Raw genomic sequence first — 23,326 nt, forward strand, 5'->3', positions numbered from 1 at the left:
CACGCCCTATGAGCTCGTAACACGATCACGAGTGAGCCTTCTCGAGGCGTCGGTAGCAGATGAGGCTGCAGACGAGGGAGACGAAGGCGTCGTGGGGTTCGGTGCGTCGTTCCCATCGGACGGTGAGGCGTTTGAAGGGGTGGAGCAGGGCGAAGGCCGGTGCCGCGCCCGTCGCAGATCAAGTGGTGCTTGCTGCCGGTCTTGCGCCGGTCGACCGGCGACGGACCGGTGTCGGCACCCCCTTTTTTTGCCCGGATGTGGGAGCCGCCCACGCATGCCCGGGACCAGTCGAGTTCGCCGGCCGCGTTCAGCTCTGCGAGCAGGACCTGGTGCAGCCGGTCGAAGATCCCTGCCTTCTGCCACCGGTCCAGATGTCGCCAGCACGTCTGACCCGAGCCGAATCCCAGCTCCAGCGGCAGGCGTTATCACGCTATGTCGTTGTAGAGGACGAACAGGACGCCCTGGAGACAGAGCCGGTCCGACACCTGCTTCGGCCCCGGAGACCGCTCCGGTCAAGGCGGCAGGAGTGGCTCGAGCAGGCCGGGACGCAGAAGGTTCCGGAGTCAGACGAGGTCCGCCGCCACACCGAGTTCCAGCGCGGCAGCGAACCCGAGACGATCTGTCTCACACGCGGCCAACCAGTCCCGGTCCCGGGCCAGCCGTTCCAGTTTTCTGGAACGGTTGGCCCGTCAGCGGGCACCCACTACCGCCCAGTCGGCTCCGAGACCGGCCAACTGTTCGCGCTGCTCCTGGAGCAGGCCGGCCCGCCGTGTGCGGCCGGGTCAGTTCCGGTTGATGATCTGCACACAGGCGGTGCGGCTGGAGCCCTGGTAGCGGGCACACAGCTTGCCGTTGTCCATGAGCCGCCCGTCACGGCGGCGGGCGGAGAGCGTGATGGGCGTCGTGTGATGTGCCTTGGGTGTGCGTCATAGTTTTCACTGGCGCCGACCTGGGCTGTGCTCGATATCTGAGTGTCGGTTTGCTGGTGAAGGGTGGTGTCGTTTGGTGGGTGGGAGGCTTGTCGCTCCTGTGGGTGGGTGTGGCGAAACACCGGGTGGGGCCGTGTCGTGTCTGGCTACGCTCGGTGGATGCCGTCGTTTGCGGGTGATCCGCGTCATGAGCGTCTTGTTGCCGTCCTGGTGCCGTTGTTGCTTCGGTCGTGTCCGCCGGGCGGTGGGGGGTTCGGAGGGTCGTACGAGCTCCGGCTCGGTGTTGATGAGGCGGAAGGGCTGGGCGGGGTCGCTCTGATTCGCTCGGCGATGCGTAAGGCCGGCCGGTCCCTGGGATGGACCAAGCTGCAGACGTTTGGTGGTTCCTTCCCGCAGGTTGCTGTGGCGGGTGTAGTGGACCGGCGGGAGATTCCTGCAGAGTTCGCCGCCGCCGTTGAGGAGTACGAGCTGCAGCGGGGGAGGGCCGCGGCGGAGGTGATTGGGCGGACGTGGCAGGACGGGAAGCCGCGTGCGGTGCCGGGTTCTGTTTTCGTGGTGGCGCAGGAATTCCGTGCCGCGTATGCCGAGGGCGTGGCCGGGTGAAGCGCGAGCGGGCGACGCGACTGCTGGCGGACATGATCACACGGCTCGAGGACGGCGCCTGGCCGCTGGGCCTGGTTGAAGAGGTGTATGTCTTCGGCTCGTACGCGCGCGGGGCGCTGGAGCCGAACGATGTCGACGTCGTCATCGAGCACGGCACGGACAAGCGTTGGCTGGGCGAGTTGCTGGATGCGTCGATCAACGGGCGTGACGCGTACGTGGGAATGAGGCAGGCATTGCGGGGCCGGACCCGGGGGATCTCCTTCCAGTTCCGTGGCGTAGCAGACTGCTGGACGAGGGCTTCGAGCTGCTCTTGCTCTGGCGGAAAGGCGAGCCGTTCTCCCCGGCTCGCGAACGCCTTGCCTCCCTGACAGCGGACCCGGAAGCCGGGCCCGCGCTCAGGGACCACATGCTCACAGAGTTCGAAGGGCTGGAGAGCGCGGTGCCGCGCCCGGCACGGATCGAGCTGTTCGGCCGGCATGCGAAGGGTAAGATCAGCATCACGCCACTGAGGCTGCTGGATGGAGGCATTGAGGACCCTGAAGCCGCCCGGCATGTACGGCGGCGCTGGGTGGAGACGAGCCCGTTGCGCCGGGCGGCGACGTGCGTCCTGGTCGCGTTGGAGCAGCGAGGCGTCGACCTCAGCGAGGTGACGCTGCACGGTCAGCGGCTGTTCGACCGGGCTCAGCTGGCAGAAGGCTGCTTCGTCGATCTGGGATGGAACGGCTTCGGATCCATGGGGCGTCTCCTGGACGGCGGAGTGACCTGGCTGGAAGTGCTGCGCCCCCATCGCACCAAGCCCATGGACGCACTTCTCATCGAGCCGACGCCTCGCACGTAACCGGAACGCGCATAACCGAGTCCCGGTGTCCCATGGGGGACCGGGGAGCCTGCTTCATCCATTCGTGTGTGCCTGATCGGTGTGTCGGGATGGATGAAGCCAAGGCGGACAGTCACCACCTGCACAAGGCGCAGCCGGGGGTGGAGGGATGTCCGATCAGGTTCCTGGTGGTGACGACATGCCTTGGCGGTGGCCAACCGGAGAGCGTGAAGGTGCGATGGCTGCCGATAAGGAGACCCGGGCCAGGACTGGGGCGAGGCCGCCAGGGCAGGGAGAAGATCAAGGACGCCCTCACCGGCTGAAGTCCTCCGGCCTGCCGCCTGCTGCGGTTCGGCCCCTCGGGAAGCGTGGCGCCATGTGAGCGGTGCCAGACTTTCTGCGGGGCGGTGGCCCGGGCGGGGGCCCGAATCGTCCCCGTAGTGCAGAGCGGGGGCAGAGCACAGGTCACGTCGGTAAGGCAAAACAGAGCTCAGGTCTGCGCAGTCACCGGCCCACCGCGGCGCTCAGCCTGATCGTGGGTCGCACTCAACAGGGATCACCAGCGCGGTAGCTCGGTGAACAGCACGACCAGGCACAGGCCGGTCACCGTTGCGGCGATCCATGTCCCCCACAGCGCCCACGCAGACGCTGCTGCCGCCACCAGATGGAGCACGGTCAGCAGGATGGTGACGATGCCCGGCACTGCCACGGGCGCGTCTGTGCCGGGCCGGTCGCCCGGGGTGCTGAAGACGGCAGGCAGCCCTATCAGCAGCAGGACGGCGCCGATCGCCGGCGGGATGGAGTGCGACCACAGGGCCCAGGGGGTGCACACCCAAGCGGTCATCTCGCCGGCGACGCGCGTGCCGCCTCGGACGTAGTCGTGCCCCGGCTGTTTCGTCTCGGTCCTCACGGTGCTTACGGCGGCCTCCTGGCCTCGATCGGCAAAGGACGCCTCGGGCACCGGCTCGGCCAGTGTCTTCCCGTTCACAGGTGGCTGTGGGGTGGACAGGGAGGGATCGGTGGCGGCCATGTCATCCTTCGGAGGCGTGATCAGGAGGATCGGCCTGGAAGCCGGCGATCAGGGTGTCGATGAGGAAGTGGAAACTCCGCGTGACGTCGCGGGGCATCCCGAAGCCGCTGGCGCCCTCAAGGGTGACGAACCCGTGAAGTGCTGATCGCAGCGCCCGTGCGGAGTCGACTACGCGCGCGTCGGGCAGGCCGAAACCGGCGAGGACGTCGAGCAGAACCTGCAACGCTTCTTCGCTGACGCGGCGGTCCTCCTCGTCACCGGCCTCCGGAGCGGGGAGGCATGCGCGCCCCCCGGCCGTCGGCGCGGGGACCAGCGGAACCCGAAGGGCAGGTCAGGTCCACCGAGTGGAGCCCCCGGGTCCGCTGCCCCGGCACCGGGGCCTGACCGGTCGGCCGGCCCCCGGCACCGGGGACCGACCGGTCAGCCGGCCCGCCACAGGGCCGGCGCGCTCGGGGGCTCCCAGCCCGGCTGCGCCGTGTGGCCCTGGAGGCAGGCGTACGCCGCTCCTCCGTACGTGACGCGGTCGCCCGGCCGGTAGGCGGTGCCCACCTTCCAGGTGGTACCGCCGGGCGGCGGGGTGGGCCCGGGACCCGGTGTCTGCGGCACGTCGAGCACGAAGTCGAACGCCGCCTCCCTGGCGCCGCCCGCGTCCCGCACCGTCATCAGGAGCCGGGGGTCGAACAGCGCGTCGGTGTTGTTGCGGGGCTCGCCGGGGAAGTAGAGCTGCGTCGTGAGCACCGGGCGGCCGGGAGCCTGCACTTTGACGTGCAGGTGCCGGGTGCGGCCCGGGTACAGCCCCGGCACGATGGTGGTCAGCGTGAACGCCCCTCCCTCGCCGGTGAACTGGTGGCCGCGGAACCGGAAGCCCGCGTTGTCGTAGGCGCCGTTGACGTCCGCCTGCCAGAAGTCCAGTAGCACCCCGCCGAGCGGGCGGCAGGCGAGCCCGAAGACGTACCCGGTGACGGTGAGGCGCACACCGGGGGTGCCGGACTCCAGCAGCGAGGTGCGCCGGGGCGAGTTCGGCTTGAAGTAGGGCCCTTCCATCTGCGGCGGGGTGGGGTCGTCACCGTCGTCGCAGGTGGGGGTCAGCTCGGGCGCCGGGTCGTTCGTCGTGCCGCTCGCGGGGACCGTGCGGGCCAGCGCCGGCACGCCCATCAGCGCGGCGGGTGTGGTGACGCCCGCGGCGAGCGCGGCGCGCAGCACGGTCTTTCGGCTGGGGTGTCCGTCCATGCCTGCTCCTCATGGGGGGCGGTCGGGGATCGGCACCGAACCTACGCAGCCGGCTCCGGGCGGGCGATGGACTCGATCCGGTGGTCGTGGTGAATACCGTCGCCGTGTGCCTCGCCGCCCCGGCGGAACGTGCCGGGGCTCAGTCCGGTCTCCCGCCGGAAGAAGCGGCAGAAGTACGCCGGATCGGCCATCCCGACGCGCGCCGCCACCTGGCGCACCGTCAGTTCGGTGTGCGCGAGGAGCCGCTTGGCCTCGTGGGTGCGGGCCTCCCGGACCAGCTGGCCCGGGGTCCGGCCGGTGGCGGCCTTGACGGCCTCGGTGAGGTAGCCGGTCGTCACACCGATGTGTGCGGCGCAGGCGCGTACCGACCACAGGTCCGGATCGGTACGGGCCAGCAGCCGGGCGAACGCCTCCGCGACGGCACCCGGCCGGGTGGTGCCGGGCGGCGCCTGGGCGGTGGCGGCGCCGGGGGCGGGCAGCCGGGCGGCGCGCACGACGAGGATGTGCAGCAGGGCGCGCAGGACGCTCTCGAATCCGTCGGCACCACGCCGGTACTCCTCCTGGAGGTCGGCCAGCAGGCGCCCGGTCCGCTCGTGGTCGGGCCGGTCGAGCGTGAGCCAGGGGCGTCCGGCGAAGCCCCGCAGCACGTCCCGGTCGCCGGGGTGGTCGAGCAGGAAGTCCTCGGTGAACAGCACCACCGTGCCGTCGAGCCCTTCCGCGTCCTCCCAGTGGTGGACCTGGCCCGGCGCGATGACGCACAGGTGGGGCGGGCGCAGCTCCCAGCGGGCCAGGTCCAGCACGTGCGTGCCGGTCCCGGCGGTGACGTGGACGATCTCGTAGAAGGTGTGCCGGTGCGGGAAGGCAGCACGGGACATCGGGCCGATGGTGTCGAAGCTGCCGATCGCGAACGGCAGCGCGTTGGGCATGGGCACTTCGAGGCGGTGCATGGGCAGCACGCCCTCCGCGGGTGCGGTGCAGGGCGTGCCGGGTAAGACGGTGGTGCCACGCATCGTCCTGTTCCCTTCCGTAAGGTCCAGACCAATTCCCGGCCACGATGACACGCGCGAGCAGGGACCGGCACCCCTTCCGGGAGGCCGGGCCCTGCGAAGCGCCGTCGGGTCAGCGGACGAAGACCCCCGCCTGGCCGGCCAGGCCCAGGAAGTACTGCGGTGCGAGACCGAGCACCAGCGTCCCCGCGCCGCCCTCGGCCGCCGCCTTGAAGGCGGCGAACTTGCCCGAGAATCCGGAGGTGAGCGGGATACCGGCGAAGGCCAGCAGGAACACCGCGAACACGGCGGCCACGAGGGGCGACGGCCACCTCGCCAACGCCGAGGTCCTCGGATGCGGTGCGCCCCGGGGCCCGGCAGCGCACCGCGGTCCGTTTCAGTGGGGTGCTGCGGCCGGAGGCGGACCGAGGATTTCCAGGTGGTGTCGGGCGGCGGCGTGACCGAGGACGGCCGGGTCGAGCGGCGCCGGATCCGGGAGCCGTCGCTCCCCGGCAGGCTCACCCACTGCGGCCGCGAAGTGCTCGAAGCCGGACGGCGTGGTGATCTGCAGGGCGCGCAGCGGCTCGTCCGGCCCGACGACGAAGGTGTGCGACAGCCCCACCGGCAGATGGACGAAGTCGCCGGGACCGGTGGTGAAGGTGTCACCGTCGCAGTGGAAGCGGACAGTGCCGGACAGCACGTAGAAGAACTCGTCCTCTTCGAGATGGCGGGGGAGTGGCGGGGCGAAGCCGGGAGGGTTGAGGAACTCCGCGACGGTCAGCCGACCACGGGCCTGGGCTCCCGCGGCCTTGACGGTGACAAGGCTGCCGAGAAACCAGAGCGCATCGCCCTCGGCCTCGCGGCGGAGGTAGGGACGGGCCAGAGCGGTCGATGACACCGCCCAGGCCCCGGGGCCTGGTGTCCGAGGGAGACGTGGTGGCCGATTGCGCTCCGGTCCTGGACAGAAGGTCGTCGAAAGAGGGGCGGGACGAATATGGGCGAGCCGGAAGAAGCAGCGGGGCAGGGGGAGTCCGCAGGTGACTCCGGCCTGGCTGGCGTGGAGCGTGAGGCCATGCTGGTGGAGGCTGCCCTGGGGCTGGACGCGGAGAATCTGCCGACCTTGGCCCTCCTGCCCGCCGGAGCGTCGCTTCCGGCGGGGTTCGCGCGGCTGGCTGCCAGCGCGGGGGCCGTGAGCGGCTGCGGTTGAGCATGACAGTTAGTCGGCTCCCTGTGACTACCCTCACCTCACTCCGCTCACAGATGGAGAACACCTTGATGACCCACCGCCCCCTAGCTTGAGTTTTAACCTCAGATCCGGGCGCGTATCCCGTCATGACATCGTGTGGCTGTGCAGACCTTGACGGACGACCAGCCGCAGCCTCTGCATACATGCTGGCTGTTCTGGATTGCGGTACCGACCGGCGACCAGGCGGGAGTCATGGCAACCCTGGGGCTTACCCGGTCCATGTCCGTGACGTTTGCGGAAGCCGCTGCCGTCATCGACGAGGACGGTCACGGAGGGACCGACGGACTTGCCCGGGTCTACGTGAGCCCCGAGCTCGACGGGTGGACGCTGGTGATCGGCCCGTGGTGCGATCCGTGCGACGACGAATCGAGCGACGAGATGCTGCACCTGTGCACCGATCTCAGCAGCCGGTACGGCCAGGCGCAGGCGTACTACTACGGGATGCAGGCCGACGGGTCGGCTTGGCTCATCGCTGAGCACGGCACCGTGGTGCGGCGGTACTGCGAGACCGGGGTGCCCGACGAAGACGCTGTCTTCACCCTGGGACAACCGCTCCCGCTGGAAAGGGCCCGCCGGGAGGAACTGGGACTCTCGCCGACCTGGGACGAGGACACCAGGGGCAGCGAAGCTGAGGACGAGTGGAAGTGGGGCGCGCACGACATGGCCCCCGAGATCGCTGCGGCGCTGGGAATCAGCCCGCTCGGGCTGACACCTCAGACGCCAGTGCGCGGCACCGGCCTGCTCGCCCACACCCGGCGTATTCACTGAGGAAGGCACCTGGACGTGAGCGTATGGGGGAGTTGTGGAACACCGGTGAAGCGGACGTCCCTGCCGCAGGTGTTCCACAACCCGCGCCAGCCCTCAATCAGGCTTCGGCTTGACCAACACGCCAGGCCGCAATTCATTCCGGAGAGATACGAGGTTAAAACTCGAGCTAGGGGTGTCAGACGGGCAGAGCGCCTTTGAAGCGTGTATTGGGTACTGCTGGGTGGGTGGTGGCGAGCCACCCATGGCCGTGCGTACTCTCCGCGAGCATCGGGCCGGGTTCCACTGAGAGGTGGTCGGCGGCTGTGCTTGCGTAGGGAACGCCCTCGGCGTACTCCTCGGCCTCGTCCTCGTCCACTGCGTCTTCCCGGTAACTGGCCTCGAAGGGCAGGGGCTCTCCCTCGAACTGCGGATCGCCGTAGGTGCCGTAACTGCGTACCAGGTGCCCGTTCTGGGCGACATACCAGGCTTCCGAGTCGTTGTAAGGGTCGATCACGTAGAAGTGGGCCTCAGTGCAATGCTCGCTGAGTTTGCGGGCAAGGGCGAAACCATCGAGTTCGTCCAGGAACGAATTTCCCCACAACAAGCGCCAGTTCTTGAACTCCAGCTCTGTCCGCGAGGTTTCGAACTCCGGGGTGATGAAGACCCGGTAGGCAGTCTCCATGTGACCCCGGGAATCCTGGAACTCCACGGAATCGGTGGCGTCGGTGGCGGCGGCGACGCCCATGCGGCTGGTGGCAGGCCGGAGGTCGTGAAGACCGATAGCCGATACGGCCTCGTCGAGCCGGTTCGAGGGGAAGGCCAGCCAGCGGCCGGCCTCCATGGGGAGCTCAACCGGCAACTCGTTCAGGAGCTTGATACGGACGAGGCGCTCCAAGGCCCTCCGGTCGGCCTCGTCGAGGCATGCTTCGCCACCGAGATCGACGAGGACCTTGAGGGCTTTGCCGCGCAAACCCCCGGGGCCCTCACGACGGATCTCCCGCAGACGTGGCAGCGCCTCGTCACCCAAGCGGCTCAGGACGGCCTCGGCACCCCGCTGCAGAGTGGACGACTCCGTTCCGCCCACATGAGGCAGCAACTTATCGACGGCCTGCGCGTCGAGCGCGACCAGGCCGTCCGCTGCGGCGTGCCGAATGCTGCGATCACTGTTGGCCAGGTCTTGCAGGAGCGTATCGATGGTATCGGGCATGGGACACAGCCTAGTTGTGCTTGCGGGGTGGCTGAGGGCCGCCCCCGAACGGATTCTCTCTAATATTCCGGAACCTGGTCAGCTGGGATTAGTCGGTTGGGGGTGGAGCTTCCCCAGAATTCTTGGAGAACATCGGCGTGCCGGTCGAATTCGGTAGTTATCGCCCGCTCCTTCTCGGTCCTGGTCTCCTTGCGTTGGGTATCGAGCTCTTTTTTGATCTGTTTGATGAGATTCTTTTCTGGATCTTCCTCGAGCCTGTTCAACGCCCTCTGAAGCCGCGCCGGGTCATCCTTGAACTGCTTGCTCCACTGCTCTGTCATGCGTTGTCTGACTTCGTCGTCCGACAGTTTCCTCAGTTCCTTGAGCAACGCCCGCTTTTCCTTCGACATCTCCGCGCGTTCGGCCACACCCTCGGGGTCGTCCCGGTACGTCGTGCTGTAGTGGATCGGAACGTCCTTGAACCGCTCGCTCTGAAGGATGTACGTATGATTCCGGGGCCGGACCGCCTTGGGTATGAGGCTCAGGCAGGCTGTCGGGTGAGTACGGGTCAGATGATGCTGAACAGATCAGGTACTTGCAGCGCGCTGATCGGCTTGCGGGCTGCGGCCTTGCTCAACCGCTTCGCGGCGGTTGTGGTCCGTTTTTTGAGAGCGCGGCTCGATGCCGGTGCCCTTGACCGCCTGGGCGAACTCGGTGTCGAATCGCTCCCTGCCGACCTCATGCCGGGTGGATGAGGCGGCTTTCGTAGGCGAAGATCACGGCTTGTATCCGGTCGCGGAGTTCGAGCTTTTGCAGTATTCGCCCCAGGTGGGACTTCACGGTCGCCTCCGCGAGGTACAGGGTGGCCGCGATCTCGGTGTTGGACAGGCCGCAGCCCACCTGGATGAGCACCTCGCGCTCACGGGCGCTGAGGCGGCTCAGCCGCTCGTCGCGGTCGGCGCTGCTGCCGTCGGGGATGTGCGGGCGGAGGTTCTCCAGCAGACGGCGGGTGATCCGCGGGGAGACCACCGCGTCGCCCGCGGCCACGCTCCGTATCGCGGTGAGCAATTCCTCGGGCCTGGTGTTTTTCAGCAGGAAGCCCGAGGCACCGGCGTTGAGTCCGGCGAAGGCGTATTCATCCAGGTCAAAGGTGGTGAGGATCAGCACTCTGCTCTGCGGGGAGATCCGGATGACCTGCCGGGTTGCCTCGATCCCGTCGGTCCCGGGCATCCGGACGTCCATGAGGACGACATCGGGGCGCAGGTCCCGGGCGAGGCGTATGGCCTGGACGCCGTCTGCGGCTTCGCCGACCGGTGCCATGTCGGGCTGGGTCTCCAGGACCGTGCTGAAGGCCATACGGAGCAGCGCTTCGTCGTCGGCGATCAGGATGCGGATCGTCATGCGGACGCCGCTCCGCTGCTGCCGAGGTCGAGGCGGGTGTGGACTCCCCAGCCGCCGCCCAGGAGCGGTCCGGCCTGCAACGTCCCCCCGTAAGCGGCCGCGCGCTCGCGCATGCCGGGGATGCCGTGGCCGGATGGTGTGGCGCCGGGAAGTGGAGGGCGGGGGCCGCTGTCGGTGACGTTCACTGTGACGGTCTCGGTTGAGCACTGTATCCGGACCTTCGCGTGTGTGCCGGGGGGTGTGTGCTTGAGGGTGTTGGTCAAGGCTTCCTGCACCAGGCGGTAGACGGTCAGTTGTGCGGTGGCGGGTATGTGGGTGTGGCCGCCCTGGACCTCGACGCGGGTCGGCAGCCCGGCGGCGCACATCTGGTCGGCGAGGGCTGCCAGTTGTGCGATGCCGGGCAGCGGGTGGCGCTCCGCGTCCGGTTCGTCGGTCCGCAGGATGCCCAAGGAACGTCGCATGTCGGTCAGGGCCTGTCGGCCCGTCTCGGAGATCTGGAGCATCGCGGTGGTGGCCTTGTCGGGGGACCGGTGCTGTGCGTAGACGGCGGCGTCGGTGAGCGCGACCATGACGGACAGGTTATGGGTGACGAGGTCGTGCATCTCCCGGGTGATACGTGCCCTTTCCTCGGCGACGGCCAGCCGCGCCTGCTGGTCATGCTCTTGCTCCAGGCGTGCGGCCCGTTCCTCCAGGGCCGCGAGGTAGGCGCGCGTGGTCCGCACATTCACCCCCAGGACGGCGGCGGCGACGACCATTGCGGTCACCGCGACGAAGGAGGTCAGGAGCGCGCCTTCCGTCGCCCAGCGCAGACAGGCCAGCAGAGCCCCGCCCTCCACGACGGCACAGGCGACAAGCGCGCCGCGCCGGCCCGAGTTCGCGGCCACCGTGTAGAGAGCCACCAGCAAAGCGATGTCCGCTGGCAGCTGGACGTCCACCAGCCACTGGACGAAGGCCGCGGTTGCCACGGCGCCGAACACCGTGAGCGGGGCCCGCCGCCGCCACACCAGGGGCAGCGCAAGGGCGGCGGTGAGGGCCACGGCCACCGGGAGCTCCTGCGGGGCGCGCGTGGTCATGATGTTAAGCAGGAGCAGCGCCGGCAACAGCGAGTCCCACACCATGGGCGGCAGCCGGAGGCGCCAGCGCCGGGCAGCTCTCCCCGGTCGCACTGCTCGCACGGAAGCCAGGTCGGTGTACCTCGTCAGCCGTACGGCCGTCCTCGTCCGCTGCACGTGGTCCCGGTAGCGAACCGGGTGGGCATTGCCCGGCTCTGAGGCCGCCTCGGTCATCACACGTCCCTGTCGATTTCAGCATCACGGTGGCCCCTGCCGGGGCCACCACCGCGTACAGCCGGAGCCGGGTCGGGTACAAGGAGCACACACCCCGCGCTTTCCGGCGTGTACCGCGGCCCTGTCACGGTAGGCCGCGGGCCCACGAAGCACATGAGTCCACCGTCTGATGGCACCGCGCCGACGTACGACCGCAGGATGAGTCCCGCTACCTTCCGCGGTCGCAAAGCGGCCGTTCACCTGGCGTGCTCGATTGCGACTCCGGCTGCACACGATGGCGACTCGGGACCGATGTGGCAGCGCGTACCCCGCGCCGAGGATGGCCGGGTGACCGAGATCATCACGGGACTGCAAATGTCCCCCCTGGAAATCCTTACCTTGCTGGGTGCCGTCGCGCTGGTAGTAGCGCGCTGGCTTCCCCCTGCTGCCCGCCCACGCGTCACGATCGCGGCGGGGGCGGTTCTCGTGCTGTCCGCGATCATGCTGAGTGTGGTGGGGATCCGCTGGCAGATGCTGCCGGTACTGGCAGGCGCCGCCTTCGCGTTGCCGTTCGCCGTCTCTCCTCTGATTCGACGACGTACCGGTCGGCCGGCGTGGCGGGCCCGATGGTGGCTGGCGTTGCCGGGATCGGTGGCCTGCGTCGGCCTGATCGCCACGGGCCCGTCGGCCGCCTGGGCCTTTCCCGTACCCGTGTTCCCCGAACCGTCCGGCCACTTCGCGGTCGGCACCCGCGTGATGCAGCGGACCGACCCGAACCGCCCCGAGACCGCCACCGCCGACCCGCACGACCGGCGCACGGTCGTGGTCCAGCTTTGGTACCCCGCGCAGAAGAGCCCCGCAGGCGCGCAGCGGGCCCAGTACCTCGGACGCACGGAGCACGAGGCGCGCACCGTCTCTGACGCCCTCGCGCGCTATGCCGGCCTGCCCGGCTTCCTGGTCGACGGCGTCCCGCGTGCCCACACCCATTCGGTCTTCAACGCTCCGGTGGCCGACAAGGGCGGACGGTTCCCTGTCGTGCTGTTCTCTCCCGGGCTGGGCGGAGTGCGTACCCAGAACACCGCTTGGGCGGAGGAACTGGCCAGCAACGGCTATGTGGTCGCCGCCCTCGACCACCCGTACGACTCCGCCGCCGTTGTCCTCGCCAACGGCCGAACGATCAACACCAAGATCGTCTCCACCGGCGACGACGACGAAGACAACAAACGGGCCGCCGAAACAACGGAAATTCGGGCCGCTGACCTCAGCTTCGTCCTCACTCAGCTGGGCCGTCTGGACCGAGGTGAGATCGCGGGCCCGCTGACCGGACGCCTGGACACCGGCCGGACCGCGGTGACCGGCCACTCCCTAGGTGGCGGCGCCGCCCTGCAAGCAGCCCGCCAGGACCGCCGGTTCGACGCCGTCATCAATCTGGACGGCTACCCCCGCGACCCCAATCTGCGTCCTTACCACCAGCCGACGCTCGTGCTCACCCAGGCCATCACCCCGGACACCGACCCGCGCTACATCCCCCGCCTCACCCAGGTCCTCAAGCTCAGCACCGCGACGAGCTACCGGCTCACCATCCCCGGCGCCGCACACCTCACTTTCATGGACGCCCCCCTGTACTTGCCGCCTGTGCCCTCGATGGTCGGGTCCCTGGACCGCACCGAGAGCCCACACGTCGTCACCGCAACCACTCTCGCCTTCCTGGACACCACCCTGCGGCACAAACCCGGCGATCTGGCCGCCGTTCTGTCGGCCAACGGCAACCTCAGCATCTACCGCCCGGACAACAGCCACTGATCCGCTGCGCCGCGGCAGCCGCGCCCCGGCGACGGCCCCGCCGCCGCCGCACCCAGGAGTCCGGCACCCAGCCCACACCGGGCCGGACCACAGGAGGAGTCGCTTGAACACCCCGGAAGAACAGCCCAGCCCCGGCGAAGCCCTTGCCCGCGCCCAGGCGGCCCGCGCGAAGATGGCTGCCGCGCTCGATGAGGACCAGGGGCCCGAGCCCGATGAGCGCCTGGGGTGGCAGCCGGTCTGGAAGCGGCCCCGGACGCCGAAGTCGAAGGCGGCGAAGGAGGCGGAGCTGCGCAAGCAGCGGCGGCGGCTCCAGGACGCAGGACGTCGCCGTCTTGTCGCCGTGCAGACGCGCCGGCCCCGGTCCTGGCAGAGCCGGATCGGCAACGCGGCCGCGCGCCGCGACGCGCGTGCTCTGTCCCGGGTGCGGCACTCCAGCGCCTGGCTGTGGTGACGATGCCGGACATCGTCCACCGAGTGGAACCCGCGATGTTCAGCATCCGGTGGACGATGTCCGGCATCGGATGCGGAACATCGGGTGGACTCCATCGAGTGGAGAGTGGCGTCCACCCGATGGGCTCCACCAAGCCTCCGCCAACTTGAACCCGCAGGTCAATGGGCTGGTGTGGCCGATTCTCGAGGTGTTCACGCTGGTCGTGGACGGCTGTCTGCGGAGTAGATCATCTGGCGGAGATGTGCCGGGGCGGATCAAGCCTCAGGACAAGTCAATGGTAGTTCGAGGTAACGATCGGGCAGGGTGGACAAATGCCCGAGTCGCTCTTGCCCGGAGGTTTCGTCAATGCGGTCGTTCGTGTCGGGGACACGGTGCGCCGTCCAGCCTCGGCTCGCACGAGGTTCGTGGGTGATCTGCTGAGGTTGCTTGAAGCCCGTGGCTGGAGCGGTGCTCCGCGGTATCTCGGTATGGACGACGAGGGCCGTGAAGTCCTCAGTTACCTCAAGGGGCATGTGGCATGGGAGCCGCGACAACCTGCCGCTGTCTCATCCGACGATAGTCTGGCGACGGTCGCCCGGCTCGTGCGTGAGTTCCACGACCTGACTGCCGGCACCCCGCTGGCCGGTGACCAAGAGGTCGTGTGCCACAACGACCTGTCGCCCAAGAACACGGTCTATCAGCTGTGTGAGGGAGAGCTTCGACCAGCGGCTTTCATCGACTGGGACCTCGCGGCACCGGGCGCGCGGATCCATGACATCGCTCATGTCTGCTGGCAGTACGTCGAACTGGGTCCTTCGGTCACCGATGTCGAGGAGGCTGCCCGGCGGTTGAGGCTGATTGTTGACAGCTACGAGTTGGCGGACCGGCAACGCCTCGTGTCCACGATCTTGTGGTGGCAGGACCGGTGCTGGCGGGGCATCGAGTCCCAGGCCGATGCCGGTGACATCGTCATGGCCCGGCTCCGTGACGCAGGGGCGGTAAGGCATGTTCGGGCGGCCTATCAGTGGGTTTCCGATCATCGGGGTGCACTGGAACGCCCAGTGCGGTGAGCGCGTGAGTAACGGTCGCGGTCGGTTCGCTGGTTCCTTCCCGTGGCGGTCGGACGGTCTTCCACGATCCGACGCGTGCTGGATCCCGAGCTGCTGGAATGGATCACCACGCGGCGCGCGGAACTGGACGAACGCGAAGAACAACTGGCCAAGCAACTGGCTGAAGTGCGGGCCGAGCGGGACGAACTCGCCGTCGCCGAACGCGTCCTTGAACGGATGACCGGGCAGCTCGCTGAGGAACGTTCCTCAGCCCGGCCGATGCCTGGACAGGTGGGCGGACGGGCGGTGACGCTGATCCCGCACCGTGAGCCGGGCGTGGAGGAGGACGCGCTCCCGTGGGACTACCAGCACATCATCGCCGCCGTGCGGCAGGCCGCCGGACCGGTCATGGCCCGCGAGGTCGGCGAGGTGGTGGGTGTGGACATCAGCGTGAAGGCCAAGCTGGAACCGCTACGCAGCAAGCTCGTCAAACTCGTCGATCGCGGCTGGCTGCGCAAACTGCCCGACGGCCGGTTCACCACCCGCCTGTGACCTGGAAAACCGCTACTCGGAACAGGCGTAACCGGGGTGTGCCCGGCGGCCGTTGGAAGTGTGTGACGAATACCAAAGAGCACGCCAAGGACACCTGCCCGCTTCTCTACCAGTGCCGTCTGCCGCTGTCCACGCGCACCGTCAACCACCTCGCCGATCTGCTGCGACGCCACCTGAAGGCGATTCGCTCCAGGTGGCGCATCCTGCCACCCGGGAAGATCGCGGTGATCACCCTGGCCGTGCTGCGCCACGACCAGCGCCTGGCCGACATGGCCGGCGGCAACAACGTGTCCGAATCCACCGTCCGCCGCCGGCGCGACGAACTGATCGGACTGCTCGCCGCCCAGGCACCGCGCCTGGACCGTGCCCTGAAGAAGGTCGCCAGGCAGGGCAGGGAGGTGGTCCTGAACCGCCGCACCGTCAGCAAGTACGCCCGGGCCCATACCTGGCAGGAGGTGGTGCGTCGCCCGCCCCGCAAGCCATCCACCCTGGATCCCTACCTCGGCTACCTGCAACAGCGCTGGGACGAGGGACAGCACAGCGCGAAGATCCTGCATGAGGAACTGCAGGCCAAGGGCTATCTTGGCCACTACCAGCGCGTGAAAATGGCCGTCGCGCCTCTGCGGCGGGGCCTGCCCGTGGACGAGCCGCGCGAGCGGCCGCCCTCCCCGCGCGAAGCCGTCCGCTGGATCACCACCCACCCGCACCGCCGCAGCCCGCATATCAACGACCGCCTGCCCCGGCTCCTCGACCACTGCCCTGAACTCAAGGCCGCCCACGATTTGGTCCGCCGATTCGCCGCCATGCTCGACAACCGCGATGCGACATCCTTGCCAGAGCGGCTGGACGATCTCGCGAACACCGGGCTGGCTCCGCCGACCGGCCTTGCCGGAGCGCTGCGCGAAGACCGGCATGCCGTGGCCCAGGGGATCGCAACCCCTTACAACTCCGGGGTCAACGAGGGCCGCATCACCGACGTCAAGCTGCAGAAGCGCCTGATGGCCGGTCGCGCCGACGTCTCCCTTCTCCGCCAGCGCGCCGTCCTGATCGCCCACCTCCGCCACCGGTACGCGGACCGGCCGACCGTGTCACCGAGATGATCTCCGCCTACGAAAATCTTGCCAGAGCCACGTTCACGTGTACGCCGACAGTCACACGTACGGGGTCCAAATCGCCGTACAGCGTCTCGCGTGCGACAGTCCGGGCAGCGCACGGCCTGGAGGAGACCGGGGCGGTGAGTACCGCACGAAGCCGGGCCCTGGACCCCGGCCCCGACGTTCTCGAGCCGGCCGTCCGCGACCCGCGCGCCCTGACCGCCGCCGAACGCGCCGCCACCGGCGACTGGACCGTCGAACCCGCCCCCGGGCTCCAGGAGTTCCGGCCCGGCCGGCGCCGCTTCGGTGGCGGCCGGGCCGATTCCGGTAGGTGGCCTTCGCCTGTGTCGCCAGAAACATGACAGAGCCGCGGCCTGCAGGTAGGGAAAGGGACCGGTCTTTCGGTGCTTCTGAAGCCGGTTGCGTCACCTTCCGAAGCAGGGATCCACAGGTTTCAGTTTGGTGGGGTCACGCGGGTCAGGGCGACGCGGGAGGTGACGTTGAGCTTGCGCATCGCGTTCGCCACGTGTTGCTCGACCGTACGGACGGACAGGTGGAGGGTATGGGCGATGTCTCTGTTGGTCAGGCCGGAGGCCGCGAGCCGGGCGACTTCCTCTTCACGGGGTGAGAGCTGCGTTCCGTAGCTGGGGCGGCCGAGTGTGCGGGGTTTGCCGGAGGGTTTGCGGGTACGCAGGGCGGACCGGACGCGGGCTGTGTCCCAGGTGGCGTTGAGTGCGTCGAAGCGTTCGGCGCAGGCGTCCAGTTCTTTGACGGCGGTGTCCTCGTCGCCGCGGGCCAGGGCGGATGTGCCGGCGGCTTCGGCGCACAGGGCCGCCGTGTAGGGGCGGGGTAGCGCCGCGTATGCGAGGGAGGCCGCGGTGTACTGCTCGCCGGCTGCGAGGGGGTGGCCGCAGTGCTCGGTGAGGATGGCGCGGCACCACAGCAGCGCGGCTTGTGCCGCGGGGGCGTCGCGTCCGGAAATTCCCTGGGCGAACTCCTCGACCAGTTCCCGCGCGATGCGGTTTTCTCCCACGGCCAGCGCGGCGGTGACGGCCCACGGCGCGAGTTCAGAACCCCATACCCATACGCCCTTGCGGCGGAGTCTGCTCCATGCGGCGGACGCCTCGGCCGCGGCTGTCTGATCCTGCTGCCGTGCCAGAGCGAGCCGTACGAGAGCGGCGGAGGTGGCTGCGGCCAGCGGGGCGGCGGCGTCGTCAAGCGAGCCGGTGAGAGAGGCGGTGGCCTGACGCCATTCGCCGCGCGCCAGGGCCAGCATGGCGTCCACGAGGCGGGCGTCGCCGACCAGGACCGGCATGTCCTCCGTCTCGGCGATGAAAGCCTGGGCGCGGGCCGCCAGCCCGGCCCAGCGGCCGGTCATCCAGTCCAGCACCAGGATGCTGCCCTGCGCGGTGTGTTCGATGTAGGGCGCACCGGCCCGCAGGGCCATTTCCATGCCTTCCCGTGCCAGGGCGGCCGTGCGGTCGCAGTAACCCAGCCATAGGGACGCTTCGGCCGCGTTGCACCGGCCGCGTGCCAGGTGCAGGAGGATGGCGGGGTCCTTGCTGGTGCCGGGCAGGTCGTCGAGATCCTGCCAGCCGGCCGGATCGCCGATGCTGATCAGCGCTGTCATCCGGTTGACCGCCACTGCCGTCCGGACGGTTTCGTCACCGGCTCTTGCGGCTTCTTCGGCCCTCTTGAGCCAGGTGAGGTTCTCTTCCAGCGAGGCACCCGGCCAGTAGGGCAGGGCCAGTGCGGCCATGACTCGGGCGGCCAGCCCGGGGCGTTCGGCCAGTTCGTCGACTGCTGTCTGCATTTCCCGCCAGCCCTGCACTCCGCGGCCGAGCTGGTTGGACAGCAGCAGCCCGAGGTCCCGGCGGACGGCGCCCCGCACCTCCGGGGGCAGTTCGGTGTCCTCGACGATCCGCCGCAGGACGTGCTCGGTCTCGTCCGAGCGCAGAGCGGCCTGGGCGCTGCTCGCCAGCATCGGCGCCAGTCTGGCTCGTGCCTTGGCGGAAACCGAGGGCGAGGCCAGGGCTTGCGCGAGCGGGGCGATGGCCTCCTGGTGCCGTCCCGTCCTGGCGCATACCTGTGCGGCGCGCTCGACAGCACGTAGCCAGGCGTTGACCGGACCGCCGAGCGCGCGGTGCTCGGCGGTCTTCAGCCATGGGACGGGGTGCCGATGGCCGAGCACGTCAGCAGCCCGGCGGTGCAGGTCCGCGCGCAGGGGTCCCGGCAGAGCCTCGCGCATGGCGGTTGCCGCCAGGGGGCCGGCGAATCCGTAACAGCTGTGGTCACACTCCTGCAGGACTGCGGCGCCCAGCGCCGCGAGGAGGGCTGCCTGGCTGCGGTCGTGGTCCATCCCGGCGACATCGGACAGTTCCCTCATGCCCGCCGGCTCCCCCAGTACGGCGGCGGCCCAGATGATCGGATGGTGCTCTTTATCGAGCCGCGCCGTGCGGGAAGCGATCAGCTCGACCAGCCGGACCGGTACGCCCGCCTCGTCCAGGCTCCCCACGTCATACCGCTGTGCTTCGCCGAGATCGCTGTCGCCAAGTATGCCGAGGAGGTCCACGACAACCTGGGGGTTACCCCCGGCCTGCTTGTGGAGGCGGGTCACGAGGCCGGGCGAACAACGCTCAGGGCCCAAGGCCGCATGTGCGAGCTGTTGGACGTCGTCCTCGGTGAGCGGCGCCAGCACCACCCGCCGAATGACCAGGGAAGGCGCGTAGGCAGGGGAGTCGCCCAGCGGCAGGAGCGGAAGGTCGAGCTCTTCGGGCCGGTAGGTCAAAACCACGGCAAGATCGGGGCGAGGGGCCGCCAGCAGGCGGCGCAACAGGGCAGCACTCTGTTCATCCGACCGGTGCACATCCTCGACCACCACCAGCGTGGTCCTGGTCCCCTCGGCGACGGCGACAAGTTCCCTCGCGGGGTCCGTTGAATCGCCCCGAGGGCGCCCATGGACAGCCAGAGATCCCTCGGGGGCGAACCGGAGAATGAGTGAGGTCTCCACGGAGGCGTGCTGTCGAGTGAGCGCTTGGACCAGACGGCTCTTGCCGGATCCGGCGACGCCCTCCACCAGCACCAGCAGTGGCTGCGCACCCTGACCGGCCAGTGTGCGCGCCAGCCGCTGCTCCCATCCTGACCTGCTCATGTCCACCACCAGATCAACATCAGGACGTACCGGGAAAGGGGCTGGGAGTTTTTTGCGTACCGTGATTCCAGTCTCCTCGATTGCCGGTCGTCCGGCTTGGCACGGAGCGTGGTGGGCATCGGGAGGACCTTTTTGAGGGGAAGGCTCCCGTTTCTGCTCTTCGCCACGACTGCCAAGGTGCCTGTGATGACCCCTGCACGAGCTGTCTTTCCCGCCACTGTCCCGGCCCGTCAGGTGGCCTTGTGTGTGATGCCGGCCCGCCCGGAATCCGTACCTGCGATGCGCCGCTTCGTCCGCTCCGCCACACGCCAGTGGGCCCTGCCCAAGACGACCGATGAAGCACTTGTCCTGGTGGTGAGTGAGCTGGTGACCAATGCCGTGCTGCACAGCGGCAGCACGGACGTGGAAGTCACGGTCGAGTCGACCGGGACGACGCTGATCGTCCGCGTCCACGACCACGGCCACTGGACCGCCCAGCCGGCCGCCCGGCGGCCGCGGGAAGAAGGCGAAGCGTGCTCCGGCCGCGGCCTCCACCTCGTCGCGGCCTGCGCCGACCGCACATGGACAACCTGCACGGGCGCCGGCACCACAGTCGCCGCAGAGCTGAACCTCCCCGCCCCCGCCACCCCGGTGTCCCCGCTGGTCAAGACCGACCCGCGAACCTGATCACACAGCGGCCCCCGCCCCGCCGCGTTTCTTACGTACCGCAATCCGCCATTCACGGCTAGGAACGCCCCTTGGGCCTTCCCTAGGTTCCTTTCACCGGCCAGCTGATGTTCATCCGTCGACAAGACGCACGACGCACGGACATCGGCCAGGCAGGTCGTGCCCCGCAAGCGGGTTGCTGTCATGCCCACGGCATGTCGGCCATCCCTTCACCGCTCCGCCGCCTCGCGCGGCGGAGCGGTGCACGAAGTTCACAAAAACGACCCCCACCGGTCGCGCTCTGCGCGCTCCCGGCCCATGAAAGGCACCGGCTTGAACAGTTCATGCAAAGTCCTGCGAATATCGCTGCTGGCCGTGACCACGGCCGCGCTCGTCGGCACCGGCATCGCGACATCGACCGCCGCCCCGGCCACCTTGACCGCCCCCGGCGTGCCGGCGGCGGCAGTCCCGGACACCTCCGCCCAGCGTCTCATCGTCGGCTACAAGCCGCAGGCTCCCGAGGCCACCTCCAACACCGAGGCGTCCAAGGACGCCGAGGCCAAGGGCAAGAAGGCCGGTAAGGACCTCGGCTTCGAACGCCGCCTGGGCACCGGCGCCGCCCTCGTCGACCTCGGCGCCGAGCTGAAGGCCAGTACCGTCGAGGACGTCATCGACACCTTCAAGGCAGATCCGGACGTCGCCTACGTCGTCCCGGACAAGCGGATGTACGCCACGGCCATCACCCCCAACGACACCGAGTACCAGCGTCAGCGGGACCTGTTCGAGACCGCGGCCGGAATGAACGTTCCCGCGGCGTGGGACAAGGCGACCGGCACCGGCATCAGGGTCGCCGTCATCGACACCGGCTACGTCGCCCACTCCGACCTGGCCGCCAACATCATCGCTGGCTACGACTTCGTCTCCGCCACCTCCAGTTCCAACGACGGAAACGGCCGCGACAACAATCCGGCCGATCCGGGTGACTGGGCGAACCGCGGCGAGTGCGGCACCAACAACGGCGAACCGGTACCTGAAGAGGACACCAACAACAGCTGGCACGGCACGCACGTCGCCGGCACCATCGCCGCCACCGTCAACAACAGCAAGGGCGTAACCGGCATCGCGTACAACGCGAAGATCCAGCCCGTCCGTGTGCTGGGCAAGTGCGGCGGTTCGACGTCCGACATCATCGACGCCATCACCTGGGCCTCCGGGGGCACCGTCCAGGGTGTTCCCGTGAACTCCACCCCCGCTCACGTCATCAACATGAGCCTCGGGGGCCCTGGCGTCTGCGACTCCGGAACGCAGAGTGCCATCAACGCCGCCGTCCAGCGCGGCACCACCGTCGTCGCCGCCGGCAACAACAACACAAACGCCTCGGGCTTCAACCCCGCGAACTGCAGCAACGTCATCACCGTCGCCGCCTCCGACCGGCAGGGCAACCGCGCCCACTACTCCAACTACGGCAGCATCGTCGATATCACCGCCCCGGGAGGTGAGACCACGGAACTGGACCGGACGAACGGCATCTGGTCCACCCTGAACAACGGCACCCGCAGCGTCGGCAGCGAGATCTACCAGGGGTGCCAGGGCACCAGCATGGCCGCCCCGCACATCGCCGGTCTCGCCGCCCTGCTGAAGGAGGCCAAGCCCTCCCTGACACCCGCTCAGATCGAGTCGACGATCAAGAACAAGGCCCGCACGCTGCCCGGAACCTGCACCGGAGGATGCGGCGCCGGCCTCTCGGACGCCGGCGCCACGGTGGCCTCCGTCCTCGGCACCCCGACCGACCCGACCCCGGGCGGTAACGCACTGGCCAACGGCGGATTCGAGCAGGGCGCCACCGCCTGGACGCAGAACGCCAACATCATCACCAACTCCACCCAGCAGGCGTCACACGGCGGCTCCTGGTACGCGTGGATGATGGGCAACGGCACGACCGCCACCGAAACACTGACGCAGAACAGCATCGCGGTGCCCTCCGCCAGTGCCCCGAAGCTCACGTTCTGGCTGAAGACCACCACCCAGGAGAGCGGCACGACCGTGTACGACACCCTCAAGGTGAAGGTCAACGGCACCACGCTGGCCACCTACTCCAACGCCAACGCCAGCACCTCCTACGTCCAGCGCAGCATCGACCTGAGCGCCTACAAGGGCCAGACGGTGAAGCTGGAGTTCCTTGGCCAGGAGGACGCCTACCAGGCGACCGTCTTCCTGGTGGACGACGTCACAATCGGCTGATAAAAAGCGGGCGCGAGACCCTCCCGGGCCATCCACACCACCGATAGCCTCGCGCCCGCACCGCCGATCGCGACACCGTACCGCCGGACGAGCAGTCCCCGAAGTCGACGGAATCCGCGAACGGCATCTGGGAACTCCGGGCCATCGGCACCCACGACAACGAAACCAGATACATCGTTTCCCAGGATTCAACCTTCCGGCTTCAAGGCAACCACACCCTGATCAGGTCCTGCGCGAAACAGAGACGTTCCGGCAGGCCCGCCCCGAAGCAGCCAGGCGACACCGCACAGCGCACTCCTCATGACACGACGATCACGGGCCGCCCAGGCAGAGCAGGCGGCCCCTGGCTGTTCCTGACCAGGGCGGCCACCGAACAGTCCGCGGGAAGACACCATGCTGCATGCCCATTCCAACGATCCCGAAGCGACGTTCGCGGCTGTCTTCCGTCAGGCCCTGCATTCGCACGGGCTGTCGCTGGAACATGTACGCGAACATCTCCAGACTCATGGGATCACCCTCAGCGTCGCCACTCTCAGCTACTGGCAAAGCGGGCGCAGCCAGCCCGAAAGGGCACTGTCCCTGCGCGCCGTCGACGTGACGGAACCCCTCCTGGGTTTCCCAGCGGGCGCCCTGCGCTCACTGCTGGGCCCCCGCCGCCCACGAGGCTGGACCCCGCCCCAAGGCCCGACCGCCGTCCGAGACATCTACGGGGACAACTCCGAGGTCGAGCACGTCCTCGGCGACGCCTTCCCGTACTTCAACGCCGGCCTCCGGCGCCTGGTCATCCACGAGACGGTGCGCATCAACGAACACCGCTTCGTCGAAGAGACCCACGTCACCGTCGTGGTGCGAGCCGTGCGCAGCGGCGTCCAACACCTGAGCGTCATCCACTGCCTGGACTCCCCAGACGCCGAAACGATC

Annotated in this window: 24 protein-coding genes and 1 pseudogene; 14 read left to right on the forward strand and 11 right to left on the reverse strand. The window is 68.8% G+C overall.

The window, feature by feature from the left end; genetic code table 11:
* Positions 1-1,088: 1,088 nt before the first annotated feature.
* From ACWD0Y_RS22735 to ACWD0Y_RS22745, 3 genes are read left to right on the forward strand one after another with little or no spacing between them, the layout of a single operon-like run.
* Positions 1,089-1,532, forward strand: coding sequence for a hypothetical protein (locus tag ACWD0Y_RS22735; protein ID WP_450262140.1), 444 nt, complete (start codon positions 1,089-1,091; stop codon positions 1,530-1,532).
* Entirely contained in the window at positions 1,529-1,900 is a 372-nt protein-coding gene (locus ACWD0Y_RS22740) for a nucleotidyltransferase domain-containing protein (RefSeq protein ID WP_450262141.1), read from the forward strand. The genes ACWD0Y_RS22735 and ACWD0Y_RS22740 overlap by 4 nt, the downstream gene beginning before the upstream one ends.
* Positions 1,901-1,938: 38 nt before the next feature.
* The gene (locus tag ACWD0Y_RS22745; protein WP_450262142.1) at positions 1,939-2,370 is read left to right on the forward strand and encodes a hypothetical protein; all 432 of its coding nucleotides are present in this window, start codon (positions 1,939-1,941) and stop codon (positions 2,368-2,370) included.
* 535 nt (positions 2,371-2,905) lie between these two features.
* Here ACWD0Y_RS22745 and ACWD0Y_RS22750 read toward each other — a convergent pair.
* The 6 genes and pseudogenes from ACWD0Y_RS22750 to ACWD0Y_RS22775 all read right to left on the reverse strand — a co-directional run bounded on the left by ACWD0Y_RS22750 (position 2,906) and on the right by ACWD0Y_RS22775 (position 6,493).
* Positions 2,906-3,379, reverse strand: a complete 474-nt coding sequence (locus ACWD0Y_RS22750) for a hypothetical protein (RefSeq protein ID WP_450262143.1) — start codon at positions 3,377-3,379, stop codon at positions 2,906-2,908.
* A gap of 1 nt (position 3,380) precedes the next feature.
* On the reverse strand, positions 3,381-3,692 hold the full coding sequence (locus tag ACWD0Y_RS22755; RefSeq protein ID WP_450262174.1) for a TetR-like C-terminal domain-containing protein: 312 nt from the start codon (positions 3,690-3,692) through the stop codon (positions 3,381-3,383).
* 107 nt (positions 3,693-3,799) lie between these two features.
* Positions 3,800-4,609 (reverse strand): dioxygenase family protein, encoded by an 810-nt coding sequence (locus ACWD0Y_RS22760; RefSeq protein ID WP_450262144.1) that lies wholly within the window; start codon positions 4,607-4,609, stop codon positions 3,800-3,802.
* A gap of 41 nt (positions 4,610-4,650) precedes the next feature.
* Entirely contained in the window at positions 4,651-5,619 is a 969-nt protein-coding gene (locus tag ACWD0Y_RS22765) for an AraC family transcriptional regulator (protein ID WP_450262145.1), read from the reverse strand.
* Positions 5,620-5,728: 109 nt separating this feature from the next.
* A pseudogene (locus tag ACWD0Y_RS22770) lies at positions 5,729-5,935 on the reverse strand (proton-conducting transporter transmembrane domain-containing protein); the annotation flags it as partial.
* A 57-nt stretch (positions 5,936-5,992) separates the two neighbouring features.
* The gene (locus ACWD0Y_RS22775; RefSeq protein ID WP_450262146.1) at positions 5,993-6,493 is read right to left on the reverse strand and encodes a cupin domain-containing protein; all 501 of its coding nucleotides are present in this window, start codon (positions 6,491-6,493) and stop codon (positions 5,993-5,995) included.
* A gap of 96 nt (positions 6,494-6,589) precedes the next feature.
* On the opposite strand from ACWD0Y_RS22775, the gene ACWD0Y_RS22780 reads away from it, so the two are divergent.
* On the forward strand, positions 6,590-6,802 hold the full coding sequence (locus ACWD0Y_RS22780; RefSeq protein WP_450262147.1) for a hypothetical protein: 213 nt from the start codon (positions 6,590-6,592) through the stop codon (positions 6,800-6,802).
* Positions 6,803-6,943: 141 nt separating this feature from the next.
* Complete coding sequence (locus tag ACWD0Y_RS22785; RefSeq protein WP_450262148.1) at positions 6,944-7,609, forward strand: hypothetical protein; 666 nt, start codon at positions 6,944-6,946, stop codon at positions 7,607-7,609.
* 175 nt (positions 7,610-7,784) lie between these two features.
* Here the strand turns inward: ACWD0Y_RS22785 and ACWD0Y_RS22790 are convergent, their stop codons facing one another.
* A complete protein-coding gene (locus ACWD0Y_RS22790; protein ID WP_450262149.1) occupies positions 7,785-8,795 on the reverse strand; it encodes a HEAT repeat domain-containing protein in 1,011 nt (336 codons plus the stop codon).
* A gap of 122 nt (positions 8,796-8,917) precedes the next feature.
* Between ACWD0Y_RS22790 and ACWD0Y_RS22795 the strand changes: the two genes are divergently transcribed.
* Entirely contained in the window at positions 8,918-9,529 is a 612-nt protein-coding gene (locus ACWD0Y_RS22795) for a hypothetical protein (protein WP_450262150.1), read from the forward strand.
* On the opposite strand, the gene ACWD0Y_RS22800 is transcribed toward ACWD0Y_RS22795, so the two are convergent.
* Both ACWD0Y_RS22800 and ACWD0Y_RS22805 read right to left on the reverse strand, forming a co-directional pair.
* A complete protein-coding gene (locus ACWD0Y_RS22800) occupies positions 9,513-10,175 on the reverse strand; it encodes a response regulator (protein ID WP_450262151.1) in 663 nt (220 codons plus the stop codon). The two genes, ACWD0Y_RS22795 and ACWD0Y_RS22800, sit on opposite strands and share 17 nt — an antisense overlap.
* The gene (locus ACWD0Y_RS22805; protein WP_450262152.1) at positions 10,172-11,461 is read right to left on the reverse strand and encodes a sensor histidine kinase; all 1,290 of its coding nucleotides are present in this window, start codon (positions 11,459-11,461) and stop codon (positions 10,172-10,174) included. Before ACWD0Y_RS22805 ends, ACWD0Y_RS22800 begins: the two co-directional genes overlap by 4 nt.
* 291 nt (positions 11,462-11,752) lie before the next feature.
* Between ACWD0Y_RS22805 and ACWD0Y_RS22810 the strand changes: the two genes are divergently transcribed.
* From ACWD0Y_RS22810 to ACWD0Y_RS22835, 6 genes are all read left to right on the forward strand, one after another.
* A complete protein-coding gene (locus ACWD0Y_RS22810; protein ID WP_450262153.1) occupies positions 11,753-13,243 on the forward strand; it encodes an alpha/beta hydrolase family protein in 1,491 nt (496 codons plus the stop codon).
* Between the two features lie 103 nt (positions 13,244-13,346).
* On the forward strand, positions 13,347-13,694 hold the full coding sequence (locus tag ACWD0Y_RS22815; RefSeq protein ID WP_450262154.1) for a hypothetical protein: 348 nt from the start codon (positions 13,347-13,349) through the stop codon (positions 13,692-13,694).
* A gap of 311 nt (positions 13,695-14,005) precedes the next feature.
* Positions 14,006-14,743: a phosphotransferase gene (locus ACWD0Y_RS22820; RefSeq protein WP_450262155.1), complete on the forward strand. Its 738-nt coding sequence runs from the start codon at positions 14,006-14,008 to the stop codon at positions 14,741-14,743.
* Between the two features lie 75 nt (positions 14,744-14,818).
* Positions 14,819-15,274, forward strand: a complete 456-nt coding sequence (locus ACWD0Y_RS22825) for a hypothetical protein (RefSeq protein WP_450262156.1) — start codon at positions 14,819-14,821, stop codon at positions 15,272-15,274.
* A gap of 62 nt (positions 15,275-15,336) precedes the next feature.
* Positions 15,337-16,374 carry a hypothetical protein gene (locus ACWD0Y_RS22830; RefSeq protein ID WP_450262157.1) on the forward strand — a complete coding sequence of 346 codons (1,038 nt, stop codon included), beginning with the start codon at positions 15,337-15,339 and terminating at the stop codon, positions 16,372-16,374.
* Between the two features lie 134 nt (positions 16,375-16,508).
* Positions 16,509-16,730 (forward strand): hypothetical protein, encoded by a 222-nt coding sequence (locus tag ACWD0Y_RS22835; protein WP_450262158.1) that lies wholly within the window; start codon positions 16,509-16,511, stop codon positions 16,728-16,730.
* 92 nt (positions 16,731-16,822) lie between these two features.
* Here the strand turns inward: ACWD0Y_RS22835 and ACWD0Y_RS22840 are convergent, their stop codons facing one another.
* On the reverse strand, positions 16,823-19,519 hold the full coding sequence (locus ACWD0Y_RS22840; protein ID WP_450262159.1) for a LuxR C-terminal-related transcriptional regulator: 2,697 nt from the start codon (positions 19,517-19,519) through the stop codon (positions 16,823-16,825).
* Between the two features lie 249 nt (positions 19,520-19,768).
* Between ACWD0Y_RS22840 and ACWD0Y_RS22845 the strand changes: the two genes are divergently transcribed.
* Together ACWD0Y_RS22845 and ACWD0Y_RS22850 are read left to right on the forward strand one after the other, a co-directional pair.
* Positions 19,769-20,185 carry an ATP-binding protein gene (locus tag ACWD0Y_RS22845; RefSeq protein ID WP_450262175.1) on the forward strand — a complete coding sequence of 139 codons (417 nt, stop codon included), beginning with the start codon at positions 19,769-19,771 and terminating at the stop codon, positions 20,183-20,185.
* Positions 20,186-20,497: 312 nt separating this feature from the next.
* Complete coding sequence (locus tag ACWD0Y_RS22850) at positions 20,498-22,405, forward strand: S8 family serine peptidase (protein WP_450262160.1); 1,908 nt, start codon at positions 20,498-20,500, stop codon at positions 22,403-22,405.
* 636 nt (positions 22,406-23,041) lie between these two features.
* Here ACWD0Y_RS22850 and ACWD0Y_RS22855 read toward each other — a convergent pair.
* Positions 23,042-23,296 carry a hypothetical protein gene (locus tag ACWD0Y_RS22855; protein WP_450262161.1) on the reverse strand — a complete coding sequence of 85 codons (255 nt, stop codon included), beginning with the start codon at positions 23,294-23,296 and terminating at the stop codon, positions 23,042-23,044.
* Positions 23,297-23,326 lie beyond the last annotated feature (30 nt).

This window comes from Streptomyces altiplanensis (assembly GCF_053591575.1).